21 protein-coding genes and 2 pseudogenes are annotated in these 25614 nt (G+C 71.3%); 9 read left to right on the top strand and 14 right to left on the bottom strand.

All coding sequences use genetic code 11. The annotated features are described in order from the left end of the window. Nucleotides 1–137 precede the first annotated feature (137 nt). Nucleotides 138–1130 carry a nucleoside hydrolase gene (locus TU30_RS00220; RefSeq protein WP_042163030.1) on the top strand — a complete coding sequence of 331 codons (993 nt, stop codon included), beginning with the start codon at nucleotides 138–140 and terminating at the stop codon, nucleotides 1128–1130. Nucleotides 1131–1237: 107 nt separating this feature from the next. Here TU30_RS00220 and TU30_RS00215 read toward each other — a convergent pair whose 3' ends face one another. After that, nucleotides 1238–1609: a DUF6479 family protein gene (locus tag TU30_RS00215; protein ID WP_042163028.1), complete on the bottom strand. Its 372-nt coding sequence runs from the start codon at nucleotides 1607–1609 to the stop codon at nucleotides 1238–1240. A 731-nt stretch (nucleotides 1610–2340) separates the two neighbouring features. Between TU30_RS00215 and TU30_RS00210 the strand changes: the two genes are divergently transcribed. After that, entirely contained in the window at nucleotides 2341–2544 is a 204-nt protein-coding gene (locus tag TU30_RS00210) for a cold-shock protein (protein WP_004985680.1), read from the top strand. Between the two features lie 86 nt (nucleotides 2545–2630). Here the strand turns inward: TU30_RS00210 and TU30_RS00205 are convergent, their stop codons facing one another. Further along, nucleotides 2631–2960, bottom strand: a complete 330-nt coding sequence (locus tag TU30_RS00205; protein WP_042163026.1) for an antibiotic biosynthesis monooxygenase — start codon at nucleotides 2958–2960, stop codon at nucleotides 2631–2633. A gap of 1713 nt (nucleotides 2961–4673) precedes the next feature. On the opposite strand from TU30_RS00205, the gene TU30_RS00195 reads away from it, so the two are divergent. After that, on the top strand, nucleotides 4674–5771 hold the full coding sequence (locus tag TU30_RS00195) for a sugar ABC transporter substrate-binding protein (RefSeq protein WP_042163811.1): 1098 nt from the start codon (nucleotides 4674–4676) through the stop codon (nucleotides 5769–5771). 27 nt (nucleotides 5772–5798) lie between these two features. Here TU30_RS00195 and TU30_RS00190 read toward each other — a convergent pair whose 3' ends face one another. The 3 genes from TU30_RS00190 to TU30_RS00180 all read right to left on the bottom strand — a co-directional run bounded on the left by TU30_RS00190 (nucleotide 5799) and on the right by TU30_RS00180 (nucleotide 9293). Next, nucleotides 5799–6167 (bottom strand): hypothetical protein, encoded by a 369-nt coding sequence (locus tag TU30_RS00190; RefSeq protein WP_042163024.1) that lies wholly within the window; start codon nucleotides 6165–6167, stop codon nucleotides 5799–5801. A gap of 171 nt (nucleotides 6168–6338) precedes the next feature. Next, entirely contained in the window at nucleotides 6339–7676 is a 1338-nt protein-coding gene (locus tag TU30_RS00185; protein ID WP_042163022.1) for a lipase family protein, read from the bottom strand. 642 nt (nucleotides 7677–8318) lie between these two features. After that, on the bottom strand, nucleotides 8319–9293 hold the full coding sequence (locus tag TU30_RS00180) for a LysR family transcriptional regulator (RefSeq protein ID WP_234307721.1): 975 nt from the start codon (nucleotides 9291–9293) through the stop codon (nucleotides 8319–8321). A gap of 114 nt (nucleotides 9294–9407) precedes the next feature. Between TU30_RS00180 and TU30_RS00175 the strand changes: the two genes are divergently transcribed. Together TU30_RS00175 and TU30_RS00170 are read left to right on the top strand one after the other, a co-directional pair. Continuing rightward, on the top strand, nucleotides 9408–10364 hold the full coding sequence (locus TU30_RS00175) for a serine hydrolase (RefSeq protein ID WP_234307720.1): 957 nt from the start codon (nucleotides 9408–9410) through the stop codon (nucleotides 10362–10364). 98 nt (nucleotides 10365–10462) lie between these two features. Beyond that, nucleotides 10463–11476 (top strand): MBL fold metallo-hydrolase, encoded by a 1014-nt coding sequence (locus tag TU30_RS00170; RefSeq protein ID WP_042163020.1) that lies wholly within the window; start codon nucleotides 10463–10465, stop codon nucleotides 11474–11476. Between the two features lie 4 nt (nucleotides 11477–11480). Here the strand turns inward: TU30_RS00170 and TU30_RS00165 are convergent, their stop codons facing one another. The 3 genes from TU30_RS00165 to TU30_RS00155 form a co-directional block, all read right to left on the bottom strand. Next, a complete protein-coding gene (locus tag TU30_RS00165; RefSeq protein ID WP_042163018.1) occupies nucleotides 11481–13049 on the bottom strand; it encodes a DEAD/DEAH box helicase in 1569 nt (522 codons plus the stop codon). A 327-nt stretch (nucleotides 13050–13376) separates the two neighbouring features. Beyond that, nucleotides 13377–13580: a cold-shock protein gene (locus TU30_RS00160; RefSeq protein WP_042163016.1), complete on the bottom strand. Its 204-nt coding sequence runs from the start codon at nucleotides 13578–13580 to the stop codon at nucleotides 13377–13379. A gap of 282 nt (nucleotides 13581–13862) precedes the next feature. Further along, nucleotides 13863–16202, bottom strand: a complete 2340-nt coding sequence (locus TU30_RS00155; RefSeq protein ID WP_107068332.1) for a heavy metal translocating P-type ATPase — start codon at nucleotides 16200–16202, stop codon at nucleotides 13863–13865. 330 nt (nucleotides 16203–16532) lie between these two features. On the opposite strand from TU30_RS00155, the gene TU30_RS00150 reads away from it, so the two are divergent. Further along, nucleotides 16533–16895, top strand: a complete 363-nt coding sequence (locus tag TU30_RS00150; protein ID WP_042163014.1) for a helix-turn-helix transcriptional regulator — start codon at nucleotides 16533–16535, stop codon at nucleotides 16893–16895. Nucleotides 16896–17380: 485 nt separating this feature from the next. On the opposite strand, the pseudogene TU30_RS00145 reads toward TU30_RS00150, so the two are convergent. Beyond that, a pseudogene (locus tag TU30_RS00145) lies at nucleotides 17381–18624 on the bottom strand (PP2C family protein-serine/threonine phosphatase). Between the two features lie 405 nt (nucleotides 18625–19029). On the opposite strand from TU30_RS00145, the gene TU30_RS00140 reads away from it, so the two are divergent. After that, nucleotides 19030–19305 carry an SHOCT domain-containing protein gene (locus TU30_RS00140; RefSeq protein ID WP_199816811.1) on the top strand — a complete coding sequence of 92 codons (276 nt, stop codon included), beginning with the start codon at nucleotides 19030–19032 and terminating at the stop codon, nucleotides 19303–19305. Nucleotides 19306–19557: 252 nt separating this feature from the next. Here TU30_RS00140 and TU30_RS00135 read toward each other — a convergent pair whose 3' ends face one another. The 4 genes from TU30_RS00135 to TU30_RS00120 form a co-directional block, all read right to left on the bottom strand. After that, nucleotides 19558–20139 carry a DUF305 domain-containing protein gene (locus TU30_RS00135; RefSeq protein WP_042163012.1) on the bottom strand — a complete coding sequence of 194 codons (582 nt, stop codon included), beginning with the start codon at nucleotides 20137–20139 and terminating at the stop codon, nucleotides 19558–19560. Between the two features lie 102 nt (nucleotides 20140–20241). Then, a complete protein-coding gene (locus TU30_RS00130; RefSeq protein ID WP_176726251.1) occupies nucleotides 20242–20631 on the bottom strand; it encodes a DUF6153 family protein in 390 nt (129 codons plus the stop codon). A gap of 407 nt (nucleotides 20632–21038) precedes the next feature. Continuing rightward, nucleotides 21039–21461, bottom strand: coding sequence for a PIN domain nuclease (locus TU30_RS00125; protein WP_042163011.1), 423 nt, complete (start codon nucleotides 21459–21461; stop codon nucleotides 21039–21041). Continuing rightward, on the bottom strand, nucleotides 21458–21673 hold the full coding sequence (locus tag TU30_RS00120) for a type II toxin-antitoxin system VapB family antitoxin (protein ID WP_042163010.1): 216 nt from the start codon (nucleotides 21671–21673) through the stop codon (nucleotides 21458–21460). Before TU30_RS00120 ends, TU30_RS00125 begins: the two co-directional genes overlap by 4 nt. A 355-nt stretch (nucleotides 21674–22028) precedes the next feature. Between TU30_RS00120 and TU30_RS00115 the strand changes: the two genes are divergently transcribed. Both TU30_RS00115 and TU30_RS00110 read left to right on the top strand, forming a co-directional pair. Beyond that, on the top strand, nucleotides 22029–24449 hold the full coding sequence (locus TU30_RS00115) for an N-6 DNA methylase (protein WP_042163008.1): 2421 nt from the start codon (nucleotides 22029–22031) through the stop codon (nucleotides 24447–24449). Then, entirely contained in the window at nucleotides 24446–24646 is a 201-nt protein-coding gene (locus tag TU30_RS00110) for a hypothetical protein (RefSeq protein WP_042163006.1), read from the top strand. The genes TU30_RS00115 and TU30_RS00110 overlap by 4 nt, the downstream gene beginning before the upstream one ends. Before the next feature lie 537 nt (nucleotides 24647–25183). On the opposite strand, the pseudogene TU30_RS00105 reads toward TU30_RS00110, so the two are convergent. Beyond that, a pseudogene (locus tag TU30_RS00105) lies at nucleotides 25184–25614 on the bottom strand (IS701 family transposase); the annotation flags it as partial.

Here is a 25614-nt window from a genome sequence, read left to right as displayed (position 1 = left end):
CCGCGCCGCCCGCCCCACCAGCGCTGCGGTCCGTCCGGGTGAGGACGGCCGGGGACAATGTCCTCGTCCCCGCCCGCCTCCGCACCCCGCACCCCGCCCCGTGCGCCCCGTGCCCCGCCCCGAAGGAGTCCTCCGCCGTGCCGAACGGTCTGCCCATTCCGGTGATCATCGACTGCGACACGGGTGTCGACGACGCCCTCGCCCTGCTGTTCGCCGTCCGCCACCCCGGGATCGACCTGCGCGCGGTGACCTGCGTGGCCGGCAACACGGACGTGGACGGCGTCGTACGCAACACCCTCACCGTGCTGGAGACGGCGGGGGCGCCCGTCGTGCCCGTCGCGCGGGGTGCCGAGCGCCCGCTGGTCGAGGCCCCGCGGTCCGCGGCCCACGTCCACGGCCGCGACGGGATGGGCGACCTCGGCCTGCCCGCCCCGCGGCGCACCCCGGCCGACGTGGACGCGGTGACCCTGCTGCGCCACGAGATCCTCGCCTCCCCACGCCCGGTCACCCTGGTGCCCACCGCCCCGCTGACCAACATCGCCCTGCTGCTGCGCACGCACCCCGAGGTCACCCGCAACATCGAGCGGATCGTGTTCATGGGCGGCGCGGCGGGCGCCGGCAACGCCACCCCGGTCGCCGAGTTCAACGTCTGGCACGACCCGGAGGCCGCCGCGATCCTGCTCACCGCCGGGGTGCCGATCACGATGTACGGCCTGGACGTGTTCAACCGGGTCGTCGTCCCGGCGGCCGAGGTGCACAGGCTGCGCGCGAGCGCCGAGCCGGGCGCCCGCCTGGCCGGTGACCTGCTTGCCCACCGCCCGGCGGCCCCGGACACCACCGCCGGCGGCCCCGACGAGACGGCGGGCGGACTCGGCGACGCGGGTGCGCTGTGCGCGGTCGTCGACCCGGAGGGCCTGACCACCCACCGGCTCCCCGTCGAGGTCTCCCTGGCCCCCGGTCCGGCCCGCGGCCAGACCGTCGTCGACCGCCGCTCCCGCATCGGCGAGTCCGAACTCCACGAGGGCACGCGCGAGCAGGCCCTCGTGGACGTGGGGCTGGACGTGGACGTCCCGCGCTACGTGAAGCTCTACCTGGAGACCGTCGGGACGGGCAGCGGCGGAACCCGCTGAACCCACTGAACCGCCGCCGCGAGCATCGGGGCGGGACGGGCCCCGTCGTCCGCCGTTCTCCCGCCCTCGCCTCCCGGAGCGGACGTCATCGAGCGACGGCGCGCCGGTCACACGTGTCCTGGGCCCCCACTGCCGAAGGCCCCGCTCGACCCGGGCAGCCAGCGCTTCCGTCGCTGGTCCTTCCCCGTTCTGGTGGAGGAGTGATGGAGCTGGTAGGGCATGAGCCGTTCGCCGTCCCTCGGTACCATCGGCATCTCGTCCGGCTCCCGCATCTCCCGCATCTCGTGGACCGCGCCTGTCTCCGGCAGGCACGGCTGCTCCTCGGGGCGGGGACGACGCTCCTCCTGGTCCATGACCTTCATCCCGACGCGTACGGCCCAGATCAGCGCGCCGGCCACGACCAGCCCGCCGACGAAGGCCGCAAGCAGATTCAGTACCTGCTGACTTACGGCCAGCAGTTCATACGTTGCCGTACTCATGTTCTGATTATGGCCGAGGAAATGAGATAAAGCGCCCGGAATGTCCCGTTGCTTCGCGTGGTCCTCCCGCCCGGCCGTCCCGGTCGGTGCGGCTCTCCGCGCCGTGGCGGATCGCGACCGGAGGGAAGGCCGGGGCGGGCCACCGCACGCGGCCGCCGCGCCACACCCGTCGCGGTCCCCGCGCCGCCCGCCCGGCCGTCACCCGGCGCCGCCCGGCCCCGTTACCCCGTTCGGTGGGGAGATCTGCTCGGGCCGCGGCAGTTTTTCCTCCGGGGTCATGAGAGTTCCTGTGCGGGGGACCCGTCCTCGCGGTGGTCCGTGGTCCTGGCGGTCCGGAGGAAGGCGCGCGTGTCCTCGGAAAGCCGGCCGCACGCCGACGAGCGGCAGCCGGCGGGCGACCGGTCCCCCTCGCCGGCCGGTGGAGCAGGTCGAGCGGGGTCACGGGGAACTGTGCCGGTGGGGCGAGTATGCCGCAGGTCGACACTGGTGAAAATCTGTCGTCGCCGGGACAAAAATATAGTGCCCGCCGCGGAAATCTCTTTCTTCAAACGTGTCGACCACGCTTTTCCTCGGTGATTTTCCTCGCTTGCCGTGGATATGGTCCGTGCTAGGCTGACGTCAGTTGCAGTTGTGGTTGCCAGTTTGCTACCGGTTCTCCGGGCAGGTGATCATCGCGACGATGAGGGAATTCGTAAAGTGCGTTTTCCCAGCACTGTCTCAGGAGATTTGATATGGCCACCGGTACCGTGAAGTGGTTCAACTCGGAAAAGGGCTTCGGCTTCATCGAGCAGGACGGCGGCGGCGCCGACGTCTTCGCCCACTACTCGAACATCGCCACCTCGGGCTTCCGTGAGCTCCAGGAAGGCCAGAAGGTGACCTTCGACGTCACGCAGGGCCAGAAGGGCCCGCAGGCCGAGAACATCGTTCCCGCCTGACCCGTAGTACACCAGTACGCAGGGATTGCAGCAGGGCCCCGCACATCAGTGCGGGGCCCTGCTCCGTGCTGTGCCTGTGGTCGTGGTCAGGCCTGCTTCGGGCCGGTCTGCTGGACCACCTCGAACGACCACAGCGTTGCGTCCGTGGCCGCGGGCTTCGGACGGTCGCCCTGCGCACCGCCGCCACCGGCGTGCGCGGCCTGGCCGCGGCCGGCCATCCAGGCCTGGAAGTCCTCCTCGGTCCGCCAGCGGGTGTAGACGAGGTAGGTGTCGGTGCCTTCCACCGGACGGAGCAGCTCGAACCACTCGAATCCGTCCGACCCCTCCACCGCGCCCGCCCGTGCGGCGAACCGCTTCTCCAGCGTTTCCCGCTGCTCTTCCGGGACCGCAAGTACGTTGATCTTGACGATGCTCATGCCCCGATTGTCCCGCAGCACCGGCGTGGTACGCGGGCGGGGCAGTCGTTGCCGCCGTGTCGGACGGATAGGTGAGCCGTGGGCGGGGCCCGTCTTTTCCTTCTTCACCCGTCCGGCCTGTCTCGAACCGTTTGCTTCGTGCGCTTCGGCCGAACCGTTCGCGCAGGGTGGTGGCGCATTCTCCGCCCCGGCCGGCTGCGTACGAGGATCCGCCGCGGGGCGGCCGTCAGCCGAGGCAGATCACCAGGAGGCAGAGCCCGGTGTCGGTGTCGGTGTCGGTGCCGGAACCCGAGCCGGACGAACCCGGTGACTCCGGCGTGGGCGCCGAGGGGGGCGGAGCGGCGGGCTGCGAGCCGCTCCGACTGCCCGAGCCGCCGCTTCCCCCTCCGCTGTTGTTGCCGTTGGCGTTGCCGGAGGAATCCGCAGGTGGGGTCGTCGGACGGGTCGCCGTAGCGGAGCCGGAGCCGTCGGTGTCCGAGCCCGCCTGCGGGCCCGAGCCGTCGGACGGGGGTGTGGTCCGCGACGGGGGACGTGGCCGTCGCGGTGGCGCCGTCGGGCCGGGCCTGAGACGCGGTGCCGGTCGACTGCCGGTGCGTGTCGTCGTCCGGGGCAGGCTGTGCGGGCCGGTCCTGGGAACGCCGTGTGTCCGGCGGGCTCACGGAGGGCGCCGGGCCACCGTCCTGGTCCGCGGGCCCGTCCGCGCCCCCCATACCGGACACCTCGGGCGCCGTGGCGGCCTGGGCGTGGTCGCCGGCACCCCGGTCCATCGAGGCGAGGGTGAGTCCACCGCCGACGAAGGCCACCGCGGTGGCGACCAGGGCACGGCGCTGGGTTTTCTTCCAGCGGGCCACCTGCCTCCGCCGCGCCGCCCGCCCCGTGGGCGCGGACAGCGCGAACCCGGACCCGGACCCGGACACCGGGTCCGGGCCGTCCGCGCCCGGTCCGCCTTTCTCCGCCCCCGGCTCCGGCTCCGACTCCGCCCCCGGCCCCGCCCCCGTGCGGACTGCCGTACCGGCCGTCGCGTCGAAGCCTGCCGTGAGGGCGGTCGAGGTCGCCGCGCCCGGGACGGTGTGACCGCCGACGACGCTCGGCGCGATGTCGGGGGCGTAGGCGCCGCATCCGGGGCACACGAGGGCGCCGTTCAGATGCCGACGGCACGTGGAGCAGTAGTCCATCCGCTGTCTTCCCGGTTGGCAGGCAGGCACCCGCCGGGCCGGGGACGGCCCGTTCGCGTTGCGCGGTGAGAGCGGGTGGAGCAGGGACAGCAACGCTAACGACACCCACGAGCCGCTGTGTGCAGCCCGTGTGTCACTCCTGCGCACATTCTCTGCCCACTTCGCGTGAATACCGTGAGCATGTGCGTCAACCGGTGCACAAGGCAGCCCCGATTGAACGTCATTCAGCCAAAATCCTTTGGAGCAAAGGCGGCTGAGGGCTGTTCGCGGAGTCGATTTGGGCTGTCACGACCGGAAATCGGAACCGGCGGAAGAGGCTCAAGGCCCGGAAACGGCAGGGCTGTTCCCATGGAAGGCGCGGTTTGACGCTGCCGGGCCGTGCGGCGTTGGCTTGCCCCTCACCTGGTCGCCATGCTGCACCCTCGCTTGGAAGGCACCCGATGTGAACCCCTGGACCACCCGCACGCGTACCCGCAGCACCCACAGCACCACCACCCCCGCACGCCGCACGACCCGGGCGCCTCGGGGCGCCACCGCGCTGACGGCCGCCCTCGCGGCCCTGTCGGTGCTCTCGCTCTCCGCGTGCGGTGCGCTCGACGCCATCGGCGCAGACGGGGACTCCGAGTCGCCGACCCACCGCAACGACGTCACCGTGGGCCTCCTCCTGCCCGACAGGGACACGGCGCGCTTCGAGAAGTTCGACCGTCCCCTCGTCCAGGAACGGGTCGGGGTCCTCACCGGCGAGGAGGGCAAGGTCGTCTACGCCAACGCCGAGGGCAGCGCGGCCAGGCAGAGCGAGCAGTTCGACCGGCTGATCGCCGACGGGATCGACGTGATCCTCGTGGCGGCGGTGGACGCCGAGGCCATCGCATCGGACGTGGAGAAGGCCAAGGAGGCGGACATCCCCGTCATCGCGTACGACAGGCTCGCCCAGGGCCCGATCGACGCGTACGTGTCGCACGACAACGAACTCGTCGGCGAGGTGCAGGGCCGTGCGATCGTCGACGCACTCGGCACCGATGCGGAGAACAGCAAGATCGTCATGATGAACGGCGAGCCCGCCGACCCGAACACCGCGCTGTTCAAGGAGGGCGCGATGAGCGAGTTGGACGACAACGTGGACATAGCCGAGACGTACGACACCGAGAAGTGGGTGCCCGCGGTCGCCAAGGCGAACATGGAGAAGGCGATCGAGGCCGTGGGCGCGGACGACATCGCCGCCGTCTACGCGGCGAACGACGGCATGGCCGGAGCGGTCATCGAGGCCCTGGACGAGGCGGGCGTCTCCGACATCCCGCCGGTGACCGGGCAGGACGCCGATCTGGCGGCCGTGCAGCGGATCGTCGCGGGCGCCCAGTACATGACGGTGTACAAGTCGTTCCTGCTGGAGGCCGGCGGTGCCGCCGAGATGGCGGTGGCCAGGGTCCAGGGGCGGGACATCCAGTTCGACTCGCTGACCGGTGAACGGGTCGACAGCCCGACGCAGAAGGACATCCCGGCGATGCTGGTGCCGGTGGTCGCCCTGACGCAGGACAACATCGAGGACACGGTGATCCGGGACGGCGTCTACGACGTCGAGGACATCTGCACGGCGAAGTACCGGGAGGCCTGCGCGTCGATCGGCCTCACGCCGTAGGGGCGGAGCGGGCCGGCGACGGCCCGCTCACTGCTGGTCGGAGTACCCGATGCCGCCCACCGTCCAGGCGCTCACGTCGGCGAGCGCCACGCGGTACATGCCCCCCGTGTCCGGGATGCCGTAGCTCCCCTGGAGGATCCGGGCCATGTGGAAGTGCAGGTGGGAGGGGCGCGACGGCTCTTCGCCCCGGCCGGCCTCCGTGAACGGGACAGCGAAGTGGCCGAGGCGCGCGGAGTCGCGCAGCACCTCCGCCACGCGCTCCCGCCACAGGGCCTCGGGGGCCAGCCGGCCGGTGATGACGGCGCCGGGAGTCACCACGGTCAGTGACATCTGGCTGTCCTGGTCCGACTCGACCATCGAGGCGATGGCGACAAGCAGATCGTCAGGGTGCGACATGGTCGAACAGCGTAGCCGAGCCCCGGGTCGGCAGGGTGACGCGGGTCCGGATCACTTCGACGTGGCGGCCACCGGGCCCCGCGCCGGGGCGCGCGCGGAAAGCAGCGGCTCCCGTCTCCCCACCGGGAACCGCCGCGGACCTGGGACGGCCGCCCCTGCCGGGACCGGCCGTCAGGGCTGCAGGGGCATGGTCCGGCAGTTGGACGCGGCCCGCCTGCCGGACAGCCGGTCGGTCAGCCAGTCGACGGCGTCGCCCTGGTCGGCCAGCAGCGGGGCGAAGTGGTTGAGCAGCGCGCTGCCGACGCCGGGGAGGACGACGGCCTTGTACGTGACGTCGGCGCCCTTGGCGCACCAGCCGACGGCGAGGTCACGGGCCTGACCGTGCGGCACGAGGTTGTCGCTGACGCCGGTGGCCGGGCGGACGGGGCCGGACGGCTTCATCGTGCCGATGAGCTGCTTGTCCAGGAAGGTCCGGAGCGCGGGTGTGGCGGCGATGATCTCGCCGAGGGACTTTCCGTCCTTGGTCCACTCGGTGCTCCTGGCGAATCCGTGGCCGAGGAGGGCGTCGCCGACGCACATCGTCGAGAGGTCGGCGAGCGCCGCCTTGCCGGCCGTGTTCAGGTGCGCCTCGGCGACGGGCTTCAGGGACGGGTCGGACTGGAGGAAACCGCTGAGCGACCAGCCCAGCGCGCCGGCCAGCTCACTGCCGTCGATCGCCCCGGTGACGGCGGTCAGGTCGGCGGGCGGAGCACCGGAGTAGGTCCCGGACAGGGTGACGTCGGGGGCGTAGGAGGACTGGAGTTCGGCGGCCGCCGCGGTCGCCCCGCCGCCCTGGCTGTACCCGTAGAGCCCGACCGGGGAGTCCGCGGTGGCCGACGCCCCGCGGACCGAACGGGCGGCCCGGACGGCGTCCAGGACCGCGTGGGCCTCGTCGACCCGGTTCACGTAGGTGTGCAGGCGGTCGGTCGTGCCCAGGCCGGCGTAGTCGGTGACGACCACGGCGACGCCCTTCGCGAGCAGACGGTAGATCACCAGGTCCTCGTAACCGACGGACACCGTCTGCCCGTTGAACCGCAGCGGGTGCCCGAGGCCCATGGACGCGGCGCACTGGGCGCCCTGCCCCAGGGTCCCGGGTGCCACCGCGACCAGGGGGCGCGGTCCGGTGCCCCTCCAGGCGGCGGACGGTTCGATGTACGCGCCGGTGACGGCGACCGGCTGCCCGCCCGAGTCGGTGGACTTGTACATCAGCCGGGTCGCGGTGCCCGGCAGCGGGCCCTTGAGGCTGGGCAGGCCCAGGGCCAGCGGGAGGGGCTCGCTGCGGATGAGGGTGCCGTCGGCGTCGGGCAGGGAGGCGGGCGGGGTGTAGAACGCGGAGATCGTGACACCCCGGGACACGACCTCGTCCGTCGCCGCGGCGGGGGCGGACGCGACGGCTTGGGCGCCGAGGCAGGCGGCGGCGGTGACGGCCGCGGCCAGAAGCCGGGAGCGCGGGCGCGGGCGTGCGGGCATGGAGAACCTCCTGTGAAGCGGCGGTCAGGAAGCGGCCTCCGTGCCGGGACGTCCCGTGAGCGGCCCGGACGGGGAGGCGCGGTTGCGAAGCTGGGGAGCTGTGGGGCTGGGAGCTGGAGGGCGTCGGGCTTCGGAGCTGTGACGGCACGGCGGTCCGGCGGCGAGGTGGGGCACACGCGTCCCACGGGCCTTCCCGTGCCGCCCGGAAGTGGTTCGGACTGAACTTACCTGTCGGTAAGTTACTCTGGGTAGCAGTGGAGAGGTTACGGTTCGGTAATGTGACGGACGGTCCGATGCCGGTCATCTCCCGCGGGGCGCCGCGGAGCGCGCCGGGCTCGGCGCGTGGTCGGGGCGGCGGTGTCATCGCTGGTGGCGCGAGGACGATGCGCCGGGGCGCGACGGCGTGCGCCGGACGTGACGGCACGGGACACCGCAGGTGCCGTTCTGCTCGGACCTGTGGTGTGCGCGCCGGTGCCGGCTCCGCTCGGCGCGGAGTCCGACGGCCTGGCACACCGCCGGTACGACGCGCTGAGCGTGCTGGTGACGGTGGGTGTGCGGGCGTCCCCGGCACGGCGGCGGCGGTGACGGCCGGGGGTGTGCCCGAGGAGGCCGGCAGGCAACGCTGTCGGTGCGTCGCACGGGTCAGCCGTACACCACCGACCACGGCCGCGGAGAGTCGTCCGGTGGCTGTGGGGCAGGGGAGCGGCGGACGGTCGCGGTGTGGTCGCGGGCCAGGACGGCGGCCGCGAGGCCGGCGAAGCGGCCGGCGGCCGGGTGCGCTCCGCGGCCGGCGGGCCAGGCGCCGCCGATGCGCTGGGTGAGGGGGCGGTCGGCGAGGGGCCGCCAGGCGACGCGGGGCTCCTTGCGGGCCACCGGGCCCTGGTCGAAGGCGACACCGTGCCCCGCCGTCACCAGCGCGAGCAGGAACTCGGGGTTCGACGCGTGCCGTACCCGGCCGGGTACGAAGCCCTCCGCCCGGCACACCTCGAGGATCCGGTCGTACCAACCGGGCGCCTGCGCCCGGGGGAAGAGCACCAGGTCGTGCCCGGAGAGGTCGCCGAGTGCCACTTCCGGCAGCCGGGCCAGCGGTGACGTACGCGGCAGGACGACACCCTGGTCCAGCGAGACCTCGGGGCCGAGCCGCAGCCCGGTCGCGTCGACCGGATGGTGCACGAGTCCGACGTCCAGCCCGCCGGAGGAGAGCAGCCGTACCTGCTCCTCGGTGGTGACCTCCTGAAGGTCCACGGACAGTCCGGGAGCGTGGTCCGCGCAGACGGCGAGCAGGGCGGACAGCACGGCGGCCGTGGTGTCCGGCGGTACGCCCGCGCGCAGCGTGCCGAGGCCGCCGTCGGCGGCACGGCGGGCCAGCGTGCGCAACCTCTTCTCCCGGGAGAGGAGTTCATGGGCCTCGTCCAGCAACGCCGCCCCTGCGGCGCTCAGCCGGACGCCGCGGTGCGAGCGGTCGAACAGCTCCGCACCGAGTTCCTTCTCCAGCCTGCGGATCGCCTGACTGAGCGGCGGCTGCGCCATGCCCAGCCGCTCGGCGGCCCGGCTGAAGTGCAACTCGTCGGCTACGGTGACGAAAAGACGCAGGTGGCGCAAGAGATCCACGGTCATGACCCTACGCGAAGGCGGCAGCGGGGAACCGCACGCGAAGACGGCACGCAAGGGCCGTGCACCGGGCCGTACGGGAAGGCCGTGCCGGAGCAGGCCGATGGCCAGGGGGAAGCAGTGACCGACGACCGTTCCCGTATCCCTACCCGTACTGATGCCCGGATCCGGCAGGTCCTCGCGAAGGCACGGGCCGAAGGGCAGGTGCACGCGGTTCCGGTGCACGGGGGTACGGGGGCAGCCGGCGCAGGGGCCTGGGCGGAGCCGGACGGGCGTGAAGTCGGCGTCGGCGCCGACGACCCCGTCGTGCTCGCCTCGATCTTCAAGGTGCTGCTGGTGCTGGAGTTCGCCCGGCAGGCCGTCGCCGGGCAGCTGGACCCGCGGGAGCGGGTACGGGTGACCGCGGCCGACCGGCTCGGCGGCTGGGGAACCGCCGGCTGCCTGGACGACGTCGAACTGTCGCTGCGCGACCTCGCCCACTTCGCGATGTCGGTCAGCGACAACTCGGCGGCCGACCTGCTGCTGAGCCGCGTGGGCCTGGACACCGTACGGCTGCTCGCGGCGGAACTCGGCCTGGAGCGGACCAGGATCGTGGGCGGACCGAGGGACCTGCTGGAGTCGATGCTCGCGGAGGTCGGGGCGCGCGACGAGCGGGACTTCGCCGTCCGCTACCCCGCCCTGCCGGACGACCGCAAGAGACGGCTGGCCGTGCTGGACCCCCGCCACACCACGGCGAGCACCCCCCGCGAGATCACCCGGCTGCTCCGGCTCATCTGGACCGACGCCGCCGGCCCGCCCGAAGCCTGCGCGTTCGTAAGGGACCTGATGGCCCGCCAGGTCTTCCGGCACCGGCTGGTGTCGGGTTTCCCGGACGACGTGGTGGTCGCGGCCAAGACCGGAACCCTGCCGGGGCTGCACATGGAGGCGGGCGTCGTCCGCTACCCCGACGGGGGGTGTTACGCGATCGCCGTCTTCGCGCGGACGCACGACCTGGCGGCGTCCCGTCCCACGGTGGACGCCGCGATGGGCAGGGCCGCCGAAACCGCGGTCGGTTTCCTCCGGGACGAGCGCCGGTGACCTGGCCCGGCCTGACCTGAGCACATATGCGGTCGCGTATCGGTTGAGCCGGATTCCGGTCTTGGACAAGGGAGTTCACGCACTGATCTGCTGGCGGCATGACCAAGGAAACACGTTTCCCGGGCCTCGGCCGTCGTACGGTGCTGCGCGGTGCCGCACTCGGCGCGACCGCCCCGCTGATCCCGGCCGCGACCGCCACGGCCGCCACGGCCGCCGCGTCCGAGGCCCGGAACAGGAAGGCGACCGCCGGCGCGGCGTCGTTCCGCTGGCTCGGTACCGCCGGCTGGCGCATCGACGTCGGCGACCGGACCGTACTCTTCGATCCGTACCTCACCCGCTTCTCCACGGGTCTCTTCGACGGAGCCTTCGACCCGGGGACCCGCCTGCGGACCCTGCCGGAGGTCGTCGACGCGCACATCGGCAGCCCCGAACTCGTCCTGGTCAGCCACTCCCACTGGGACCACCTCGGCGACGTGCCGCACATCGCCCGGACCACCGGCGCCCGCGTCGTCGGCACCGAGACCACGTACCACCTGCTGGTCGCCCTGGGAGTCGACCCGGGGCAGATCTCCGTGGTGAAGGGCGGCGAGGTGCTGGACTTCGACGGCATCGTCGTCGAGGTCGTGCCGAGCCTGCACAGCCGCAACAAGAAGTGCGCCTACTTCGCTCCCGGCACGCTGAACTCCCGTCCCACGAAGGCCCCGAGAACCATCTCGGACCTGCCGGAGGGCGACACCCTCGCCTTCCGGGTGACCGCGGGCCGAAGCGGCCCGTCGGCGTTCCTGATGGGCGCCAGCGACTTCAGCGAGCGGGCGGTGCGGGGGCTGCGCCCCGACCTCGCGATGATCGCCGTGCCCGCGAGCACCGCCACCCACCAGTACGTACCCCGGCTGATGCGGGCGCTGGACGGCCCCGGTGTCGTCGTCCCCGTCCACTGGGACAACTTCGAGGTGCCGATGAGCGGTTCCCCCGTACGCGACCCGGCGATGGACCTGGACGGCTTCCTCGCACAGGTCGCCCGGGCGTCGCCCACGACCCGCACCGTCGTCCCGGACTACCGCACGGTGTACGACGCCGACCTGCGCGGCACCGGCCCCGCACCCTTCCGGTGAGCCTTCAGCGGCCGCTCTTGCCCTTGCCGGCCGCGCTGCGGCGGGCCGCCTGCCCGGGGCGGCGGCTGCGCCGGCTCCGGGAGGGGGAAACCGTGCGTGCGGGCTGGTTCTGGGCGGGCGGCGGAGTGAGGACGACGGGCACGCCCGACGGTGCCTGGGCTCCGGTGATGCGGTTCAGTTCGTCCTCACCCGGACGTACCCGGGTGGTCTGCGGGGTGATGCCGGCGTCGGACATCAGGCGGGACATCTCCCGGCGCTGGTGCGGCAGGACCAGCGTGACGACCGTGCCGGACTCACCGGCGCGGGCGGTGCGTCCGCCGCGGTGCAGGTAGTCCTTGTGGTCGCTGGGCGGGTCGACGTTGACGACGAGGTCCAGGTTGTCGACGTGGATGCCGCGGGCCGCGACGTTGGTGGCCACCAGGACCGTGACGTGGCCGTCCTTGAACTGGGTCAGGGTCCGGGTCCGCTGGGACTGGGACTTCCCGCCGTGCAGGGCCGAGGCCCGCACCCCGACGGCCAGGAGCTTCTTGGCCAGCCGGTCGGCGGCGTGCTTGGTGTCCAGGAACATGATCACGCGTCCGTCGCGGGCGGCGATCTCCGTCGTGGTGGCGTGCTTGTCGTCGTCGTCCACGTGCAGCAGGTGGTGGTCCATCGTGGTGACCGCGCCCGCGGACGGGTCGACGGAGTGGACGACGGGGTCGTGCAGGTAGGTGCGCACCAGGCGGTCGACGTTGCGGTCCAGCGTGGCGGAGAACAGCATGCGCTGGCCGCCGGGGCGCACCCGGTCGAGCAGGGCGGTCACCTGCGGCATGAAGCCCATGTCGGCCATCTGGTCGGCCTCGTCCAGGACGGTGATGGCGACCTGGTCCAGGCGGCAGTCGTCCCGGTCTATGAGGTCCTTGAGCCGGCCGGGCGTCGCGACGACGACCTCGGCACCGCCGCGCAGGGCGCTCACCTGCCGGCCGATCGACACGCCGCCGACCACCGTGGCGGTCCGCAGGCGCAGCGCGCGGGCGTAGGGGGTGAGAGCGTCGGTGACCTGCTGGGCCAGCTCCCGGGTGGGAACGAGGACGAGCGCCAGCGGGTACCGGGGCTCGGCCCGCTGCCCGGCGGTACGCGCCAGCATCGCCAGACCGAAGGCCAGCGTCTTGCCCGAGCCGGTACGCCCGCGGCCCAGTACGTCCCGGCCGGCCAGCGAGTTCGGCAGCGTCGCGGCCTGGATCGGGAACGGGCTGGTCACGCCCTCGGCGCTCAGGGCGGTCAACAGCCTCTCGGGCATGTCGAGTTCGGTGAACGCCTCGACCGGCGGCAGCGCGGGGGTCAGGGTGACCGGCGGCGCGAACTCCCCGCCGGCCGCGGCGGGACGACCTCCGCGGCCACCTCCGCGGCCACCTCCGCGTCCGCCCTTGGCTCCGCCGCGGGACGGAGCGCCCTGGCGGCCACCCGCCTCCTGGGAACGGAAGCGGCCGCCCCGGCCGGAACCCGCGGAGCCCGCCGCCTTGTCCGTACGGGAGCGGGACGAACCGGAGTTGCCGGTGCTGTTGTTCGAACGAGCTGTGTGGTTGCGGTTCATGGGGAACCCTCCTCGATGCGGCACGTATCGAGGAATTCCTCCCGACGGCGAGGTACCAGCCGCATGAGAATTCGCAAGAATGAGCCGAAAACGGTGGATCAGTGCATCACGGCATCGGTGGACCGGGGGACGCCGGTCGGTGGACGCGGTGGAACAGCGGCAGGCGACCGCGCGTTGCGGGCCGCGAGCACGCGTACGGCGCCGGCTTCGTTGCCGGGCCGGGGAACGCAGTGGGCCGGGACCCCGCGCCACAGGGGTGCGGGGTCCCGGCCACGCACTGCGCGTCGGTGTCGGCGTCGGACGCCGGCGCCGGTGTCAGCGAACGGGTCAGGCGGGAACGATGTTCTCGGCCTGCGGGCCCTTCTGGCCCTGCGTGACGTCGAAGGTAACCTTCTGGCCTTCCTGAAGCTCACGGAAACCGGAGCTGGCGATGTTCGAGTAGTGGGCGAAAACGTCGGGGCCGCCGCCGTCCTGCTCGATGAAGCCGAAGCCCTTTTCCGAGTTGAACCACTTCACGGTGCCAGATGCCATGCTGAATCTCCTTGAGGGCAGTGCCCGAGGCCCACACCTTGTGGGACCCGTCGTCGCAACAACGGTTCACCCGGCTGTCATCCCGAATCCTGCGGAAAGCCGCGAAGCCTTCCAGGAACGAAAAAGAGTGCTCGTCGACGGAAGGTCGGAAGAGCACTCACAAGCCTCTGTAACCAAAACTGCAACTCTTCACGCTAACACAGGTGGAAAGCCGGTGCACTCGTCCGCCGTCCGCCGTCCGCCGTCCGCTGACCTCTGACCGCTGGAGACGGGCACCCGCGGTCACGGGGCCAGCGAGAAGTAGTTCTCCTCCTCCTGGGTGAAGTGCAGACGCAGGACGGTGTTCAGTCCGTAGAGGCAGGAGCGCAGGTCGTCGAGTTGGCCCGGGGTGAGGCCGCCGTCGGCGTGGGCCAGTCGCAGGTGCGTGGCGATGCGCCGGGAGAGTCGTTCGATCTCGACATGGGAGCGGCTCATGGTGGCGGTGGCCTCGGGGCCTCCGAGGCTGGGTGCCAGGGCGGGGTAGAGCTGGTGTTCTTCGGCGTGTTCGTGGGGCAGCAGCCTCTCGGTGAGCAGCCGGTGGGTCTCTTCGACGGCCGCGAGGGCTGTGGAGTCGGGGCTGTCGGAAAGCTGGTCCGCGGCGTCGCGTACGGCTTCGAGGACGTCCTGGAGGTCGTCGTGCTCCGCCGCGAAGCGGTGGATGAGTGCTTCGGCGGTGGGGGTGAGGGCCGGCCGCGCGGCCCGGCCGACGCGCAGGGCGCGCAGGGCGTTCAGGATGACCGCGACGTCGATGCCCTCCTGGAGCAGTGCGCCGGCGGCGGGCGGAAGCAGGCCGAAGGCGGCCGCGGCCATGGCGACGAGCGACAGCAGCATGCCGCCGAACGCGCTCTGCACGGCGATGCGCCGGGCCCGTACGGCGATGGAGACGGCGTCGGCCAGGCGGTCGACGCGGTCGGTGGCCAGGACGATGTCGGCGGCCTCGGAGGAGGCGGTGGAGCCGCGTGCCCCCATGGCGACGCCGATGTCGGCGGCGGCGAGGGCTGGGGCGTCGTTGACGCCGTCGCCGACCATCACGGTGACCGCGCGTGCGCGTTCGGCACGCACGGCGGCGACCTTGCCGGCCGGACCGAGCTCGGCGCGCACGCCGTCGAGGCCGAGGACGGCGGCGACCTCCTGGGCGGGCTCGGCACGGTCGCCGGTGAGCATCATCAGCCGTTCGATGCCCGCTGCCCGCAGATGGCGCAGGGTGCGGGCCGCGTCGGGGCGTACGGGGTCACGGAGAAGGACGGCGCCGGCCGGCTGTCCGCCGACGGTCAGCCAGGCGACGGCCGCGCCGTCGATGAGCGCGCGGTTGTCGACGGCCCTGGCCCAGGACGGTCGGACGTCCCAGGTGTCGACGCGACCGAGGGAAAGCCGGTGGCCGTCCACGGTGCCCGAGGCGCCCCGGCCGGGTTCCTCGGTGACGTCCGAGGGAACCGACAGCTCGAACGCGCGTTCCCGGGTCGCGTCGACGATGGCCCGGGCGAGGACGTGCGGCGAGTACTGGTCGAGGGAAGCCGCCAGGCGGAGCACCTCCGCGGGCGTGCGACCGGGCGCGGCGGTCACGTCCATGACGCGGGGACGGCCGCCGGTGAGGGTCCCGGTCTTGTCCAGCAGCAGGGTGCGGGCCCGGCCGAGGTTCTCCAGTGCTCCACCGTCGCGGATGACCACGCCGAGGCGGGAGGCCCGGGAGAGACCGGAGACGATCGCGACCGGCGCGGCCAGCAGCAGCGGACACGGCGTGGCGACCACCAGGACCGCGACCGCCCGTACCGCGGAGCCGCTGATCAGCCAGGCGAGTCCCGCCACCACGAGGGACAGGGGAAGGAACCAGGCCGCGTAGCGGTCGGCGAGCCGCACGACGGGCGCGGACTCCGCACCGGCCTGCCGGGCCAGGCGCACGATGCCCGCATAGGTGCTGTCCTGCTCGGTCGCGGTCGCGCGCAGTTCGAAGGCACCGCCCGCGTTGACCACACCGCTGCGGACCGTTTCCCCCCGCGGCCGTTCGACCTGGAGGGGCTCACCGGTGAGCACCGATTCGTCCAGGACGGCGGCGGTGCTCTCCACCCGGCCGTCCACGGGGACCACTTCGCCGGGGCCCACGACGAGCAGGTCGCCGACCTCGACCTCGGCCAGCGGCACCGTGTCCACCCCGGTGTCCGTGCGGCGGCGCGCCGCGCGCGGTGCGTGTTCCAGCAGGGCGCGCAGGTCGTGGGAGGCGCGCCGCCGGGCGGCGGCCTCGAGGGTGCGGCCGGTGGCGAGCATCAGCGCGATGAGGGCCCCGGCCAGGTACTCGCCCACGGCCAGGGTGCCGCCCAGGGCCAGCACGGCGATCAGGTCCACACCCGCGCGCCCGTGCCGCAGCGCGTCCAGCACCCACCCCACCGCGGGTACGACGGCGGACATCGTGCCCAGGCCCCAGAACAGGTCCGCCAGGCCGTCGGCGCCGGCGAGCCGGGCGATGCCGCCGGCCACCAGAGCCGCCGCCGTGACGGTCAGGAGCGCGGGTTCCAGCCGTGCGGGGAAGACCGCGCCGACCAGGCGGCGCAGCCGCGCCGCGAGAGTGATTCCGGTGCCGTTGTCCATGACACACCCCGGTCCGTCCGATGCGGCGACCTTCGTTTCCGTCCCCGTCCAGCACACCGCGCCGACCGGCCTCCCGCCAGGGGACGAAAGTCCCCTCCGCTCGGGCCGCGTGCCGTTCGGGCCGTACGGTGCTCGGGCCGCATGCGGCTCGGGCCGGTGGTGGGCACGCTGTTGACGGACGCAGCCACGAGGTTCTCCTTCTCTTCGGCATGCGTCGAGGACTTGCGCGACCGGCAGGGCAACGGGTTCGACAAGCGTCAACATAGATATTCATCGAATCAGGGTCGTTCCACCCTCGACCCCTGCTTCGGCGCATGTCAACATAGACGCATGTCGAACACGAAGGCGCTGCCGCTGCTGGAACCCGCCGACGGCCAGGTGGCGGCACCGTGCTGCCCGCCGCTCACCGAGCGTCCGTTCACCGCGGAGGAGGCCGAGACGGCCGCCCGGATGTTCAAGGCCCTGGGTGATCCGGTCCGGCTGCGGCTGTTCTCGGCAGTGGCCTCGCACGAGGGCGGCGAGGCGTGCGTGTGCGACATCTCCGACGTCGGCGTCTCCCAGCCGACCGTCTCCCACCACCTGAAGAAGCTCAAGGAGGCCGGCCTGCTCACCTCCGAACGGCGCGGCACCTGGGTCTACTACCGCGTCGAGCCGTCCGTCCTGGCGGCGATGGGCAAGCTGCTGACCTGCTGACCTGCTGACCTGCTGGTCATGACTCCGCTCGCCCTCGACCGCCGCTCGACCGGCGAGCGGGGCGAGTGGGGGGCGCGTGGGGAACGCCACGGGAGCCGACACCACCACCGCTCCCCGTCCGGGAACACGTGCAGCCGGATCCTGGGTGCTGTTCGCACGGGACCCGGCGGCTGGTGGCCGGCTCCTCCGAGCGCCTTGCCGCACCCGCCCGTGCCCTCGGCGGGCACCCGCCCGGCGGCCGTGGTCGAACCAGTCGTCCCCCAGGTGCCGACCGGGGCCGGCGTGGACCTTGCGACCGCGTTCCCCGAGCCGCCGACCGACGAGGCCGTGCAGGCCGCCGGGACCGCCACCACCACGGGGCACGGGGACACCCGCCGCGTCTTCCCCGGCAAGAAGTACCTCGACCGGGTCCTGGCGGGTGCCTTCGCTGCGAGCATGGCGCCGGCGCGAGGGACAGCGGCCGGCTCACCGGCGGACGACGGTGTTCACAGGCGGACGACGATCAGGGCGACGTCGTCCCGTCCGCCGTCGGCCACGCCGAGACGGGTGAGCAGGGTGTCGGCCAGATGGTCGGGGCTGAGGGAGGTGTGACGGCTGAGGGTGTCGGCCAGGCGGTGCAGGCCGGCGTCGATGTCCTCGCCGCGGCGTTCGACGAGTCCGTCGGTGTAGAGCACGAGGGTGTCGCCCGGGGTGTAGGACACCGTGGCCTGGGGGCGCGGGGCGTGGTCGGTGAGGACGATGCCCAGGGGAGGGTCGGTGGCCTGGTCGAGCAGGACGACGGTGCCGTCCGGCCGGGCCAGGAAGGGTGGGAGGTGGCCGGCGCTGGTGTAGGTGATGTGCCGCCGGCGGGTGTCGATGACGGCTTTGGCCGCGGTCGTGGCCAGCGCGCCCTCGAAGGTGCGGGCGTACCCGCTCAGGACGTCCATCGCCTTGCCCGGTTCGTCGCTGGCGCGGATGGCGGCGGACAGGGCGCTGCGGAGCATGCCCATGATGGCGGCGGCCTCCAGGCCGTGGCCGACCACGTCGCCGACCGCGACGGTGAACCGGTCGTCGGACAGGTCCACCACGTCGTACCAGTCGCCGCAGACGTTGAGGGACCGGGTGGCGGGCAGGTAACGCACGGCGATCTCGCGGTGGCCGGCCAGGTCCGGGGAGCGCAGCATGGCCTCCTGGAGGGCGAGGGCGGTACGGCGTTCCCGGTCGTGGGCCTCGCGGAGTTCCTCGTTGAGGCCCTGGAGTTCCTGCGCCCGCGTGAACAGTTCGGCCTCCATCGCCCTGTGCTCCCCGCTCAGGTCGTCCGGCAGGAGATGGAGGGGCGGGTCAGCACGAACTCGGTCATGACCTCCACCCGGTGGATGATCCACCGCACCTCTCCGTCGGCTCCGAGGACGGGCGTGTTGATGGGCGACCACCACTTCTCCTGGAACACCTCCGGACGGCCGGAGACCGGGATGTCGTACTTCTGCACCGCCATCGTGTCCGGTCTCTTCGAGAGGACGACCCGCTGCAGGGAGGCCTGGAGGTTCTGCACCCCGTCGGCGTCCGGGTCTGCCGGGTTGTCGGGGTGGACATCGAAGAGGTGCCGGCCGATCAGCTCTTCCCGGGCCCGGCCCGTGGCCCGCAGATAGGCCTCGTTGACCTCGACGATCACCAGGTCGGGGTCCAGCACCAGATAAGGGCTGGGCGTCACGGCGAACAACGCCCGGTAGTCGATCTGCGGTCTGGCCACAAGCGCCCTCCTGTCCGGTCCCGCTGTCCTGTCCCCGATTCCCGACTATGCGTTCAGCCGCGCGCGGCGGCCCGTCGGCCCGCCGGAGGCGATGAGCAGGCATACGGCCGGCTGGATCGGAGCCGCCTCAGGGGGTGGTCCGGGAGTCTTCGGAGACCAAGCCCCGGGCGGGACGCCGCGCTGTGTCGCCGCCGGGCACGGGCTTCTCGCCTCCCCTGACGGGGGCACTCTCCAGCCTGCGCACGAGTACCCCTGCCGGACAGGGGCTGAACGGCCCACCGGCCCTGGACCGTCCGGCCCCGGACCGCCGCACCGGGCGGAGGGACAATGGAGGTCGAGGAGCAGGAAGCCCCTGGGAGCCCGTCCGGCCCCCGATCGCCGACAAACCGAAGCGGGCGAGTGGCGATGATGTTCTGGTACGACCACGACGTCAGTGGATGGGGCTGGTTCGCGATGTCGGCCGGCATGGTCCTGTTCTGGGCGCTGATCATCACAGCCGTCGTGCTGCTCATCCGCGCCCTCTACACCCCCCACGAGCACACCCACGCCCCTCCCCCCACCGCGCCCACGCCCACGCCCGAGGACATCCTCCGCGAGCGGTTGGCCCGCGGCGAGATCGATGAGGAGGAGTACCGGCGCCGTCTGAGCACGCTGCGCGCCGACCCTCTCAAGAAAACCTGAACCTCCGGCCGCCCCGGTCGCGGCCCGCGGCCCGCCGCCGAAGGAGGCCCGTGACAACGACAAGCGCCCCTACGGCACGCACGCCCTCGCCGCTGCGACCGTCGTCGTAGCCGGGGCACGGGGCTGCTTGGCGCAGGACGGACCCACGCGGGGTGCGGGCCCACGAGGGGTCCGGGCCCGTGCCGGGGGTTCGGGGCTACGGGGTCCGGGGCCGTACCGCGACGCGGCCCCGAACCCCCGGCGCGGGTGTCGTCAGCTCCTGCCGAGGAGCTTGTTCATCTCCTCGATCTCGGCGTTCTGCGCGGTGATGATGTCGCCGGCCAGCTTCTTGGCCGGCCCGTACCGGCCCTCGTCCTTCTCGGTGGTGGCCATCTCCACGGCGCCCTCGTGGTGCTCGACCATCATGGTCAGGAACATCGTGTCGAAGCCCTTGCCGGACGCCTTCATCAGTTCGTCCATGTCCTCGGTGTCCATCATCCCGGGCACGTCCTCGCCCCAGGACTCCAGCCACCCGGACATCGTCTCGATCTCCGGGTCCTGGGCCTTCTCGATGCGGGAGGCCAGGTCCTCGACCTCGGCGGAAGAAGCCCGGGCGGCCGCCATCTCCGCCATCTGGAGGGCCTGCTGGTGGTGGGGGATCATCTCCTGCGTGAAGGAGACGTCCTGGTCGTTGTGGGCGCCGGCGGTGTCCTCGGCGCCCGCCGAGGCCGACGTCTGCGCGCCGGAACCGGTGTCGGAGCCGTCGTTGCCGCCACAGGCGGCGAGGACGAGGGCGGCGGTCGCGGCCGTGGCGACGAGGCCGGTGCGGCGGGCGAGGGAACGGATGCTGGTCATGCGTGAACTCCTGCGAAGTAGGTGAGTCGCCGCGCGCACGGGGGCGTGACACGGGCATGGCTGGGTGCGTACGCCCGGGGGCGGGGACGGCTGGGCCTTGTCCTAGATCCGCAGGAGTTGCAGTTCGGCAAGCGAAGGCGGCGCACGACCGCCCTCCGGGTCGGTTGCCGCCGACCGGTGGCCACCGGCCGACGACGCCGCCCGAGCGGTGGGGTCGGGCAGCGGCGCGGGAAGAGCCGGGCCCGCGCCGACGGCACCGGAGGAACACGTCGCGTCGGCATGCTGTGCGTGCCCGCTGCCGTCACGGCCGCCGTGGCAGACGGACTCGGCGCTCACCGAACCCGTCATGTCCTCATGCGCAGCGGCGGAGGAGGCGTGAGGGCCGGAGGAGACGTGAGGGCCGGTGACGGCGGTCGCGCCGCCCGGAGCGAGGCCGTGCATGCCGAACAACCCGGCCAGCAGCCCGAGCACCAGCAGCGTCGGCCACCACATCGGTGGCGACGGCGCGGCGGAACTGTGCACGGGCTGTCACGGCTCTCATGCTACGGAAACTCACCGGCCTTCGCGGGCAGGCGGGCGCTCCTGCCCGGAACGGGCGACGCGCCCGAGCCGGTCCGCCGGCGTCCGAGAACGTCCAGGGCGACCGAAACCGCGACCACACCACGCCGAAGGGCCCCCTGTTTCCAGGGGGCCCTTCGACATCGTGCCCGGTGAGGCACTGGCGGAGGATACGAGATTCGAACGCGTGAGGGGTTGCCCCAACACGCTTTCCAAGTTTTCGCTCGGCCGTTCGTCACCAGTCGCGGGTGTCCGGACCTGTGGGGGAGCCGGCGGCTACCGGCTCGGTGAACTGTGGTGAACACCTGCGAATGAGACCGGAACCGAGACCAGGTGCTCGTTCATTTACCGGACACCGGGCCGTACCACTGCATGGCTTGACCGGTGATTGCGGCGATACATCCGAAGTCGTGGTCGCGGTGCAGGAGGGTCAGCCCCTGGAGTTCCGCTGTGGCGGCGACGACGAGGTCAACAGCTCCCGCACTGCGGTGCTGACCGCGTTGGGTCAGCAGCTCCTGAACCCGCCAGGCGCGGTCGTACGCGCGGTCATCGACGGGCACCCAGCCGAACAGCAGCCGCATGTCCTCGATGCCGCGCGCACGGTCCGCGGCGGAGCGGGCGCTGTAGAAGAACTCCAGCTCGGTAACAGGGCAGGTCGCGATGAGCCCTGCTGTGGCGGCCTGATCCCATCCGTACTGTTCGGCGTCGTCGCGGAAGAATCGGGCGAGCGCACTGGTGTCGATCAGGAACTGTGCCGCGCTCACCGCCGGTAGTCCCTTTTCTCCTCGAAGACATTCAGATCGAACGCGCCCTCGCCCGCTGCGGCTCGCAGCCTAGTGAGAGCGAGAGCCCGTCGGCGGTTGTCGAGCACCTCGCGCAGAGCAGTGTTGACCGTCTCCTTCTTGGTTCCGGTCCCCAGCGCCTGAGCCACGTCGGCCAGCAGCTCGTCGTCGAGATCGATCACAGTGCGACTCATTGATGACCTCCTGAGATATCAACTATGGCATCGAGTATATCGCAAGCGAGGTATCGCTGTGCGGTGTCAGGTCGAGGGTGCCCCGGGCTGGGTGATGGTCGATCCATGTTGATGGGCTTCACAAGATGAGTCATGGGTGTGAGGTGGGGGAGGCCCGATTCGTGGCTGCTTTAGGGATTCATAAAGTGACTTATCAGGACAATCCTCCGGTGCTTTCTGTGCTGAACTGTGTTCGAGGAGGCGCCGCACCTCTGTGAGCACTACAATGCGCAGTTGCTGTCACATGACTGCCCTCCCTAGCATCACAGCCATCGAATCCGCTTCAGCGGCGGTACGCGCGGTCGAACGGGGCAGCATGAGAATCAGGAAATACCAGCAGCAGCAGTTGGTGTCGCGGGCAGCCATCGCAGAAATGGCCGGCGTGCAGCGCTCGGCGATCACCAATTGGGAGCGCAGGTACACGGACTTCCCGAGCCCTACGAGGGCCGGTGGCACCGACTACTACTACTTGTCCGACGTGCTCACCTGGCTGAAGGGACGCTCGGTTCCGCCGAGGGCGCGGCGGGATGACGAGGGGGCAGATGCCACGTACGCCGACCGGGCTCGGACGGCTCTTGTCGCGGCGTCAGAGGCCGAAGCCGTGGAAGACCTCGAAGCGGAGGGCTTTCCGGCTGCCCCAGGTACCGCAGGTGATGAGACCGACGGCGAGCACCTCAGTCCTGCCGACATCCTCTTCCGCGAGCAGGACGAGGGGCAATGGGGCTCGGGGTCGCGAGTCGGCTTCCTGTATCTGCTGTTTTCCCTTGTCTACCTGAGGTGGGCCCAGCCGAGGAGGTGGGCAGTGGTGCGGCGGGCCGCCGCACAGGGTCAGGCGGGAACGCACATCCACAGGTTCCTGCCCGCAGTCGCGCAGCACGTCGAACAGACTCTCGCGGCGCAAGGTGTGACCAGTGCCATGGCAGTGAGGCTCGAGGACCTCGCCCCCCGTAGCCCCCAAGCCATCGTCCGCCTTCTGGACAAGATCGAAAGTTCGGGGCGCGGAAGTTTTACGGAGCTGTTGGGCCATCACGCGCTTGAGGCCGGGCTGGGAAGCCGTGATGCCTTCACCCCGCCAGGTGTCGCACGTCTCCTGGCAGCGCTGCTCGGGAGCTCCGCGGCTCAAAGCCTGTACGACCCGAACGGCCGGGGCGGCGAACTCCTGTCAGCCGTATTGGCCGCCAGACCGGAGCAGGGGAATGAGGCCGGTGGAGGGATCCCGGCTGTCACGATCGGGAGTGCCCATCCGGGGACGCGCGACCTCGCGGCCATGAACCTCATGGTGCATGGTGCTCGTCCGGAGTTGCTGAACCTTACAGGCACGACCCGCCCCTGGACGGAGGGGCACCGGCGTCGCCGGGCGGATCTCGTTCTCACTAATCCGCCGTTCAACGTCCCTGCGGTGCCGGTTGATGCCGACTGGTGGACCTACGGAGAACCGCCGGCGTCCAACGCCAACCTGGCGTGGCCTCAGTACGCGGTCATGTCACTCAACGAAGGCGGCCGGGCAGCCGTCCTCATGCCCAACAGCGCTGCCACCTCCTCCAATCTCAAGGAGCAGCGCATTCGGCACGCCTTGGTGGATCGCGGCGCCGTGGAATGCGTCATCGCGCTGCCGGCCAAGATGTTCAGCGCAACCACGATCTCCGTCAACGTCTGGATCCTCAAGCCGGAAGCGCAGGAACGGAGTTCGGGAGAGGTTCTGTTCATTGACGCCTCCGGCCTGGCGACCGAGGTATCCAGGAAGCTGTCCGTTCTGGAGGCTGACGACTGTGCGCTTATCGCGGCTGCTTACCACTCGTGGCGTGGGACGGGCGGAAACGGCGCGTTCCTTCCGGATTCCCGGCTCCCTTGCGCGGCAGTCCGGAGGGACGTCGTCAACGCAGCCGGCTCCTCGTTGCGCCCTGCCGACTACGCGCGGCCCGCAAGGCGGCCGAACGTAGATGCAGAAGCGCTGACGGATCCCTACGGCGCTCTGTTGAGGTCCCGGGAGGAGGCTGGGCGGGCCGATGTCCTGGCCGACTCCCGAGTTGCCGGGTTCCGGCAACTCGGCGGCGGGCTCGGTCTGCCGATCGATACCGCACCAGATGACTGGGAATGGCGGAATCTCGGCGAGTTGTGCGAGCTCCAAGCCGGCCCCTCTCCGTCACTGTTGCCGAAGGATGCCTACGTGCTCGGCGGCGTGGTGCCGGTTGTCCAGCCAAAGCATCTGCGCGACCGCCGGGTCGCCGACGCGCGCGGTACGGCCGTTCCGTACGACAAAGCGCAGAGGTTGCGGCGCTTCGCCCTGCAGGAGGGAGACATCCTGTGCGCTCGAACGGGCACGGTGGGGCCTGTGGCGCACGTGCGGGCGGGCCAGGTGGGCTGGTTGTTCGGCAGTAATCTGATCCGTCTTCACCGGTTCGCGCCCGAGGTGTGCCCCGCTTACCTGCTGGCCTACCTCTCGCTCTCACGGACCACCGAGTGGATCAAGAGCCGCTCCGAGAAGACCACAGTCCCTTCGATCAGCAAAGCCGATCTCCAGGCGCTGCCGGTGTATCTGCCCACATGGTCCGAGCAGAAGCGCATCGCTGGGGCACTCGGGGCGCTCGACGAACAGATCGCCAGGCACTTGGAGGTCGCGTGGGCGGCTACCCAGGTGCACAAGGAGCTTGCCGAGCAGCTGGTCGGACTTGTTGCCCTCCAAGGCCCGACTGCGCCTGCCTCAGCTGACACCTTCCCCGAAAGGACCTCCCGATGAGTGGCCTGCCCCCCGCCGCGAGGTTCGCGTGGCTCCTGGTCGTTCTGCTGTTCTCTGTCGTCGTCGCGTTAGCTGCCTTCATCCTGAAGACGCGCACCGGAACACGAGCAGCCGACGCTGCCCTCGTGGCAGGCTCGGCGTTCGCAGGCAGCGTGTTCCTGATTCTCGGCCTGATCGCTGCGGCCATCGGCGTGTGACCACCAACGGCGAAGGCCCCCGCAGCTTGCTGCGGGGGCCTTCGCCGTATTGCCCGGTGAGAGCAATGGCGGAGGATACGAGATTCGAACTCGTGAGGGGTTGCCCCCAACACGCTTTCCAACTGTTCGTGAGGGGGTTCGCGCGAGTTCGCAGGCGTTCTGACCTGCGGCGCAGTGGCATTGGATCGCTCGGATGGACCCTCCTGAACGACCACGAATGCAACCCGAACTGCAACCCTCCGCGCCCTCGTCCCAGGGCGCGGAGGGAAATCAGCTCGACTCGGCTACGTCGTAGGCTGCGGCGTCGGCAGGGGTGAGTATCACCCTGGCTCCCAGTTCCGCCAAGCGTGGCCGCTTGCTCTGCTTCAGGAAGTTCTTGTCGTTTGTTACGAAGACGTCTGCCTTCGCCATGATGTGGGTGTGCAGGACCAGTACGTCGAGTTGCTGGTTGCGCCACTTGCGCTCGGCGAGTTGTCGCGCCTCCTCGCCCAGGTTCGCGGGGACCGCGTCTAGTACTCCAGCCGTAGATCGTGATCTTCATGCTGGCTGGGCGTCTTGGCGCCGGTAGTGGGCGGTCTTGGCCCGGGCTTGGTGGTGTCGTCGCCACTGCGACCAGCCCAGCCGGTGCGCCATGTCGTGGGCGGCATGGGTGACGAGCGTGGTGAACAGGTGCTGGATCTCGTTGCGGGTCAGCGGACTCAGTGCGCTGGTTGTCTGGTGCTGGTCACGTTCGAGTGCGGTCACCACAGCAAGGAAGGCGTGGGCGAGCATGGCGAGGGTGACCCAACGGTGCCAGGAGGTCCAGCGTCTGACCTGGTGTTCGTCGAGTCCGGCCAGTCCCTTCGACGATTGGAATGTCTCCTCCACCGTCCAGCGGCGCCCCGCGGTCCTCACCAGGGTCTGCAGGGTGGTCGGGTGGGTCGAGTAGCAGAGGTAGTGGGCGAGTTCGCCGGTGCGGCGGTTGCGGC

Source organism: Streptomyces sp. NBRC 110035, from assembly GCF_000829695.1.
In the GTDB taxonomy this organism is placed as follows: domain Bacteria; phylum Actinomycetota; class Actinomycetes; order Streptomycetales; family Streptomycetaceae; genus Streptomyces.
This window is presented reverse-complemented; position numbering and strand designations above follow the sequence as displayed.

Bases quoted from the DNA above. Each gene is read 5' to 3' on its own strand.
- TU30_RS00150 (WP_042163014.1), top strand. From the start codon at position 16,533: ATGTCGAACACGAAGGCGCTGCCGCTGCTGGAACCCGCCGACGGCCAG.
- TU30_RS00160 (WP_042163016.1), bottom strand. From the start codon at position 13,580: ATGGCATCTGGCACCGTGAAGTGGTTCAACTCGGAAAAGGGCTTCGGC.
- TU30_RS00180 (WP_234307721.1), bottom strand. From the start codon at position 9,293: ATGACCGTGGATCTCTTGCGCCACCTGCGTCTTTTCGTCACCGTAGCC.
- TU30_RS00185 (WP_042163022.1), bottom strand. From the start codon at position 7,676: ATGCCCGCACGCCCGCGCCCGCGCTCCCGGCTTCTGGCCGCGGCCGTC.
- TU30_RS00130 (WP_176726251.1), bottom strand. From the start codon at position 20,631: ATGTGGTGGCCGACGCTGCTGGTGCTCGGGCTGCTGGCCGGGTTGTTC.
- TU30_RS00110 (WP_042163006.1), top strand. From the start codon at position 24,446: ATGAGTGGCCTGCCCCCCGCCGCGAGGTTCGCGTGGCTCCTGGTCGTT.
- TU30_RS00155 (WP_107068332.1), bottom strand. From the start codon at position 16,202: ATGGACAACGGCACCGGAATCACTCTCGCGGCGCGGCTGCGCCGCCTG.
- TU30_RS00190 (WP_042163024.1), bottom strand. From the start codon at position 6,167: ATGTCGCACCCTGACGATCTGCTTGTCGCCATCGCCTCGATGGTCGAG.
- TU30_RS00170 (WP_042163020.1), top strand. From the start codon at position 10,463: ATGACCAAGGAAACACGTTTCCCGGGCCTCGGCCGTCGTACGGTGCTG.
- TU30_RS00210 (WP_004985680.1), top strand. From the start codon at position 2,341: ATGGCCACCGGTACCGTGAAGTGGTTCAACTCGGAAAAGGGCTTCGGC.
- TU30_RS00140 (WP_199816811.1), top strand. From the start codon at position 19,030: ATGATGTTCTGGTACGACCACGACGTCAGTGGATGGGGCTGGTTCGCG.
- TU30_RS00120 (WP_042163010.1), bottom strand. From the start codon at position 21,673: ATGAGTCGCACTGTGATCGATCTCGACGACGAGCTGCTGGCCGACGTG.
- TU30_RS00135 (WP_042163012.1), bottom strand. From the start codon at position 20,139: ATGACCAGCATCCGTTCCCTCGCCCGCCGCACCGGCCTCGTCGCCACG.
- TU30_RS00115 (WP_042163008.1), top strand. From the start codon at position 22,029: ATGAGAATCAGGAAATACCAGCAGCAGCAGTTGGTGTCGCGGGCAGCC.
- TU30_RS00205 (WP_042163026.1), bottom strand. From the start codon at position 2,960: ATGAGCATCGTCAAGATCAACGTACTTGCGGTCCCGGAAGAGCAGCGG.
- TU30_RS00165 (WP_042163018.1), bottom strand. From the start codon at position 13,049: ATGAACCGCAACCACACAGCTCGTTCGAACAACAGCACCGGCAACTCC.
- TU30_RS00215 (WP_042163028.1), bottom strand. From the start codon at position 1,609: ATGAGTACGGCAACGTATGAACTGCTGGCCGTAAGTCAGCAGGTACTG.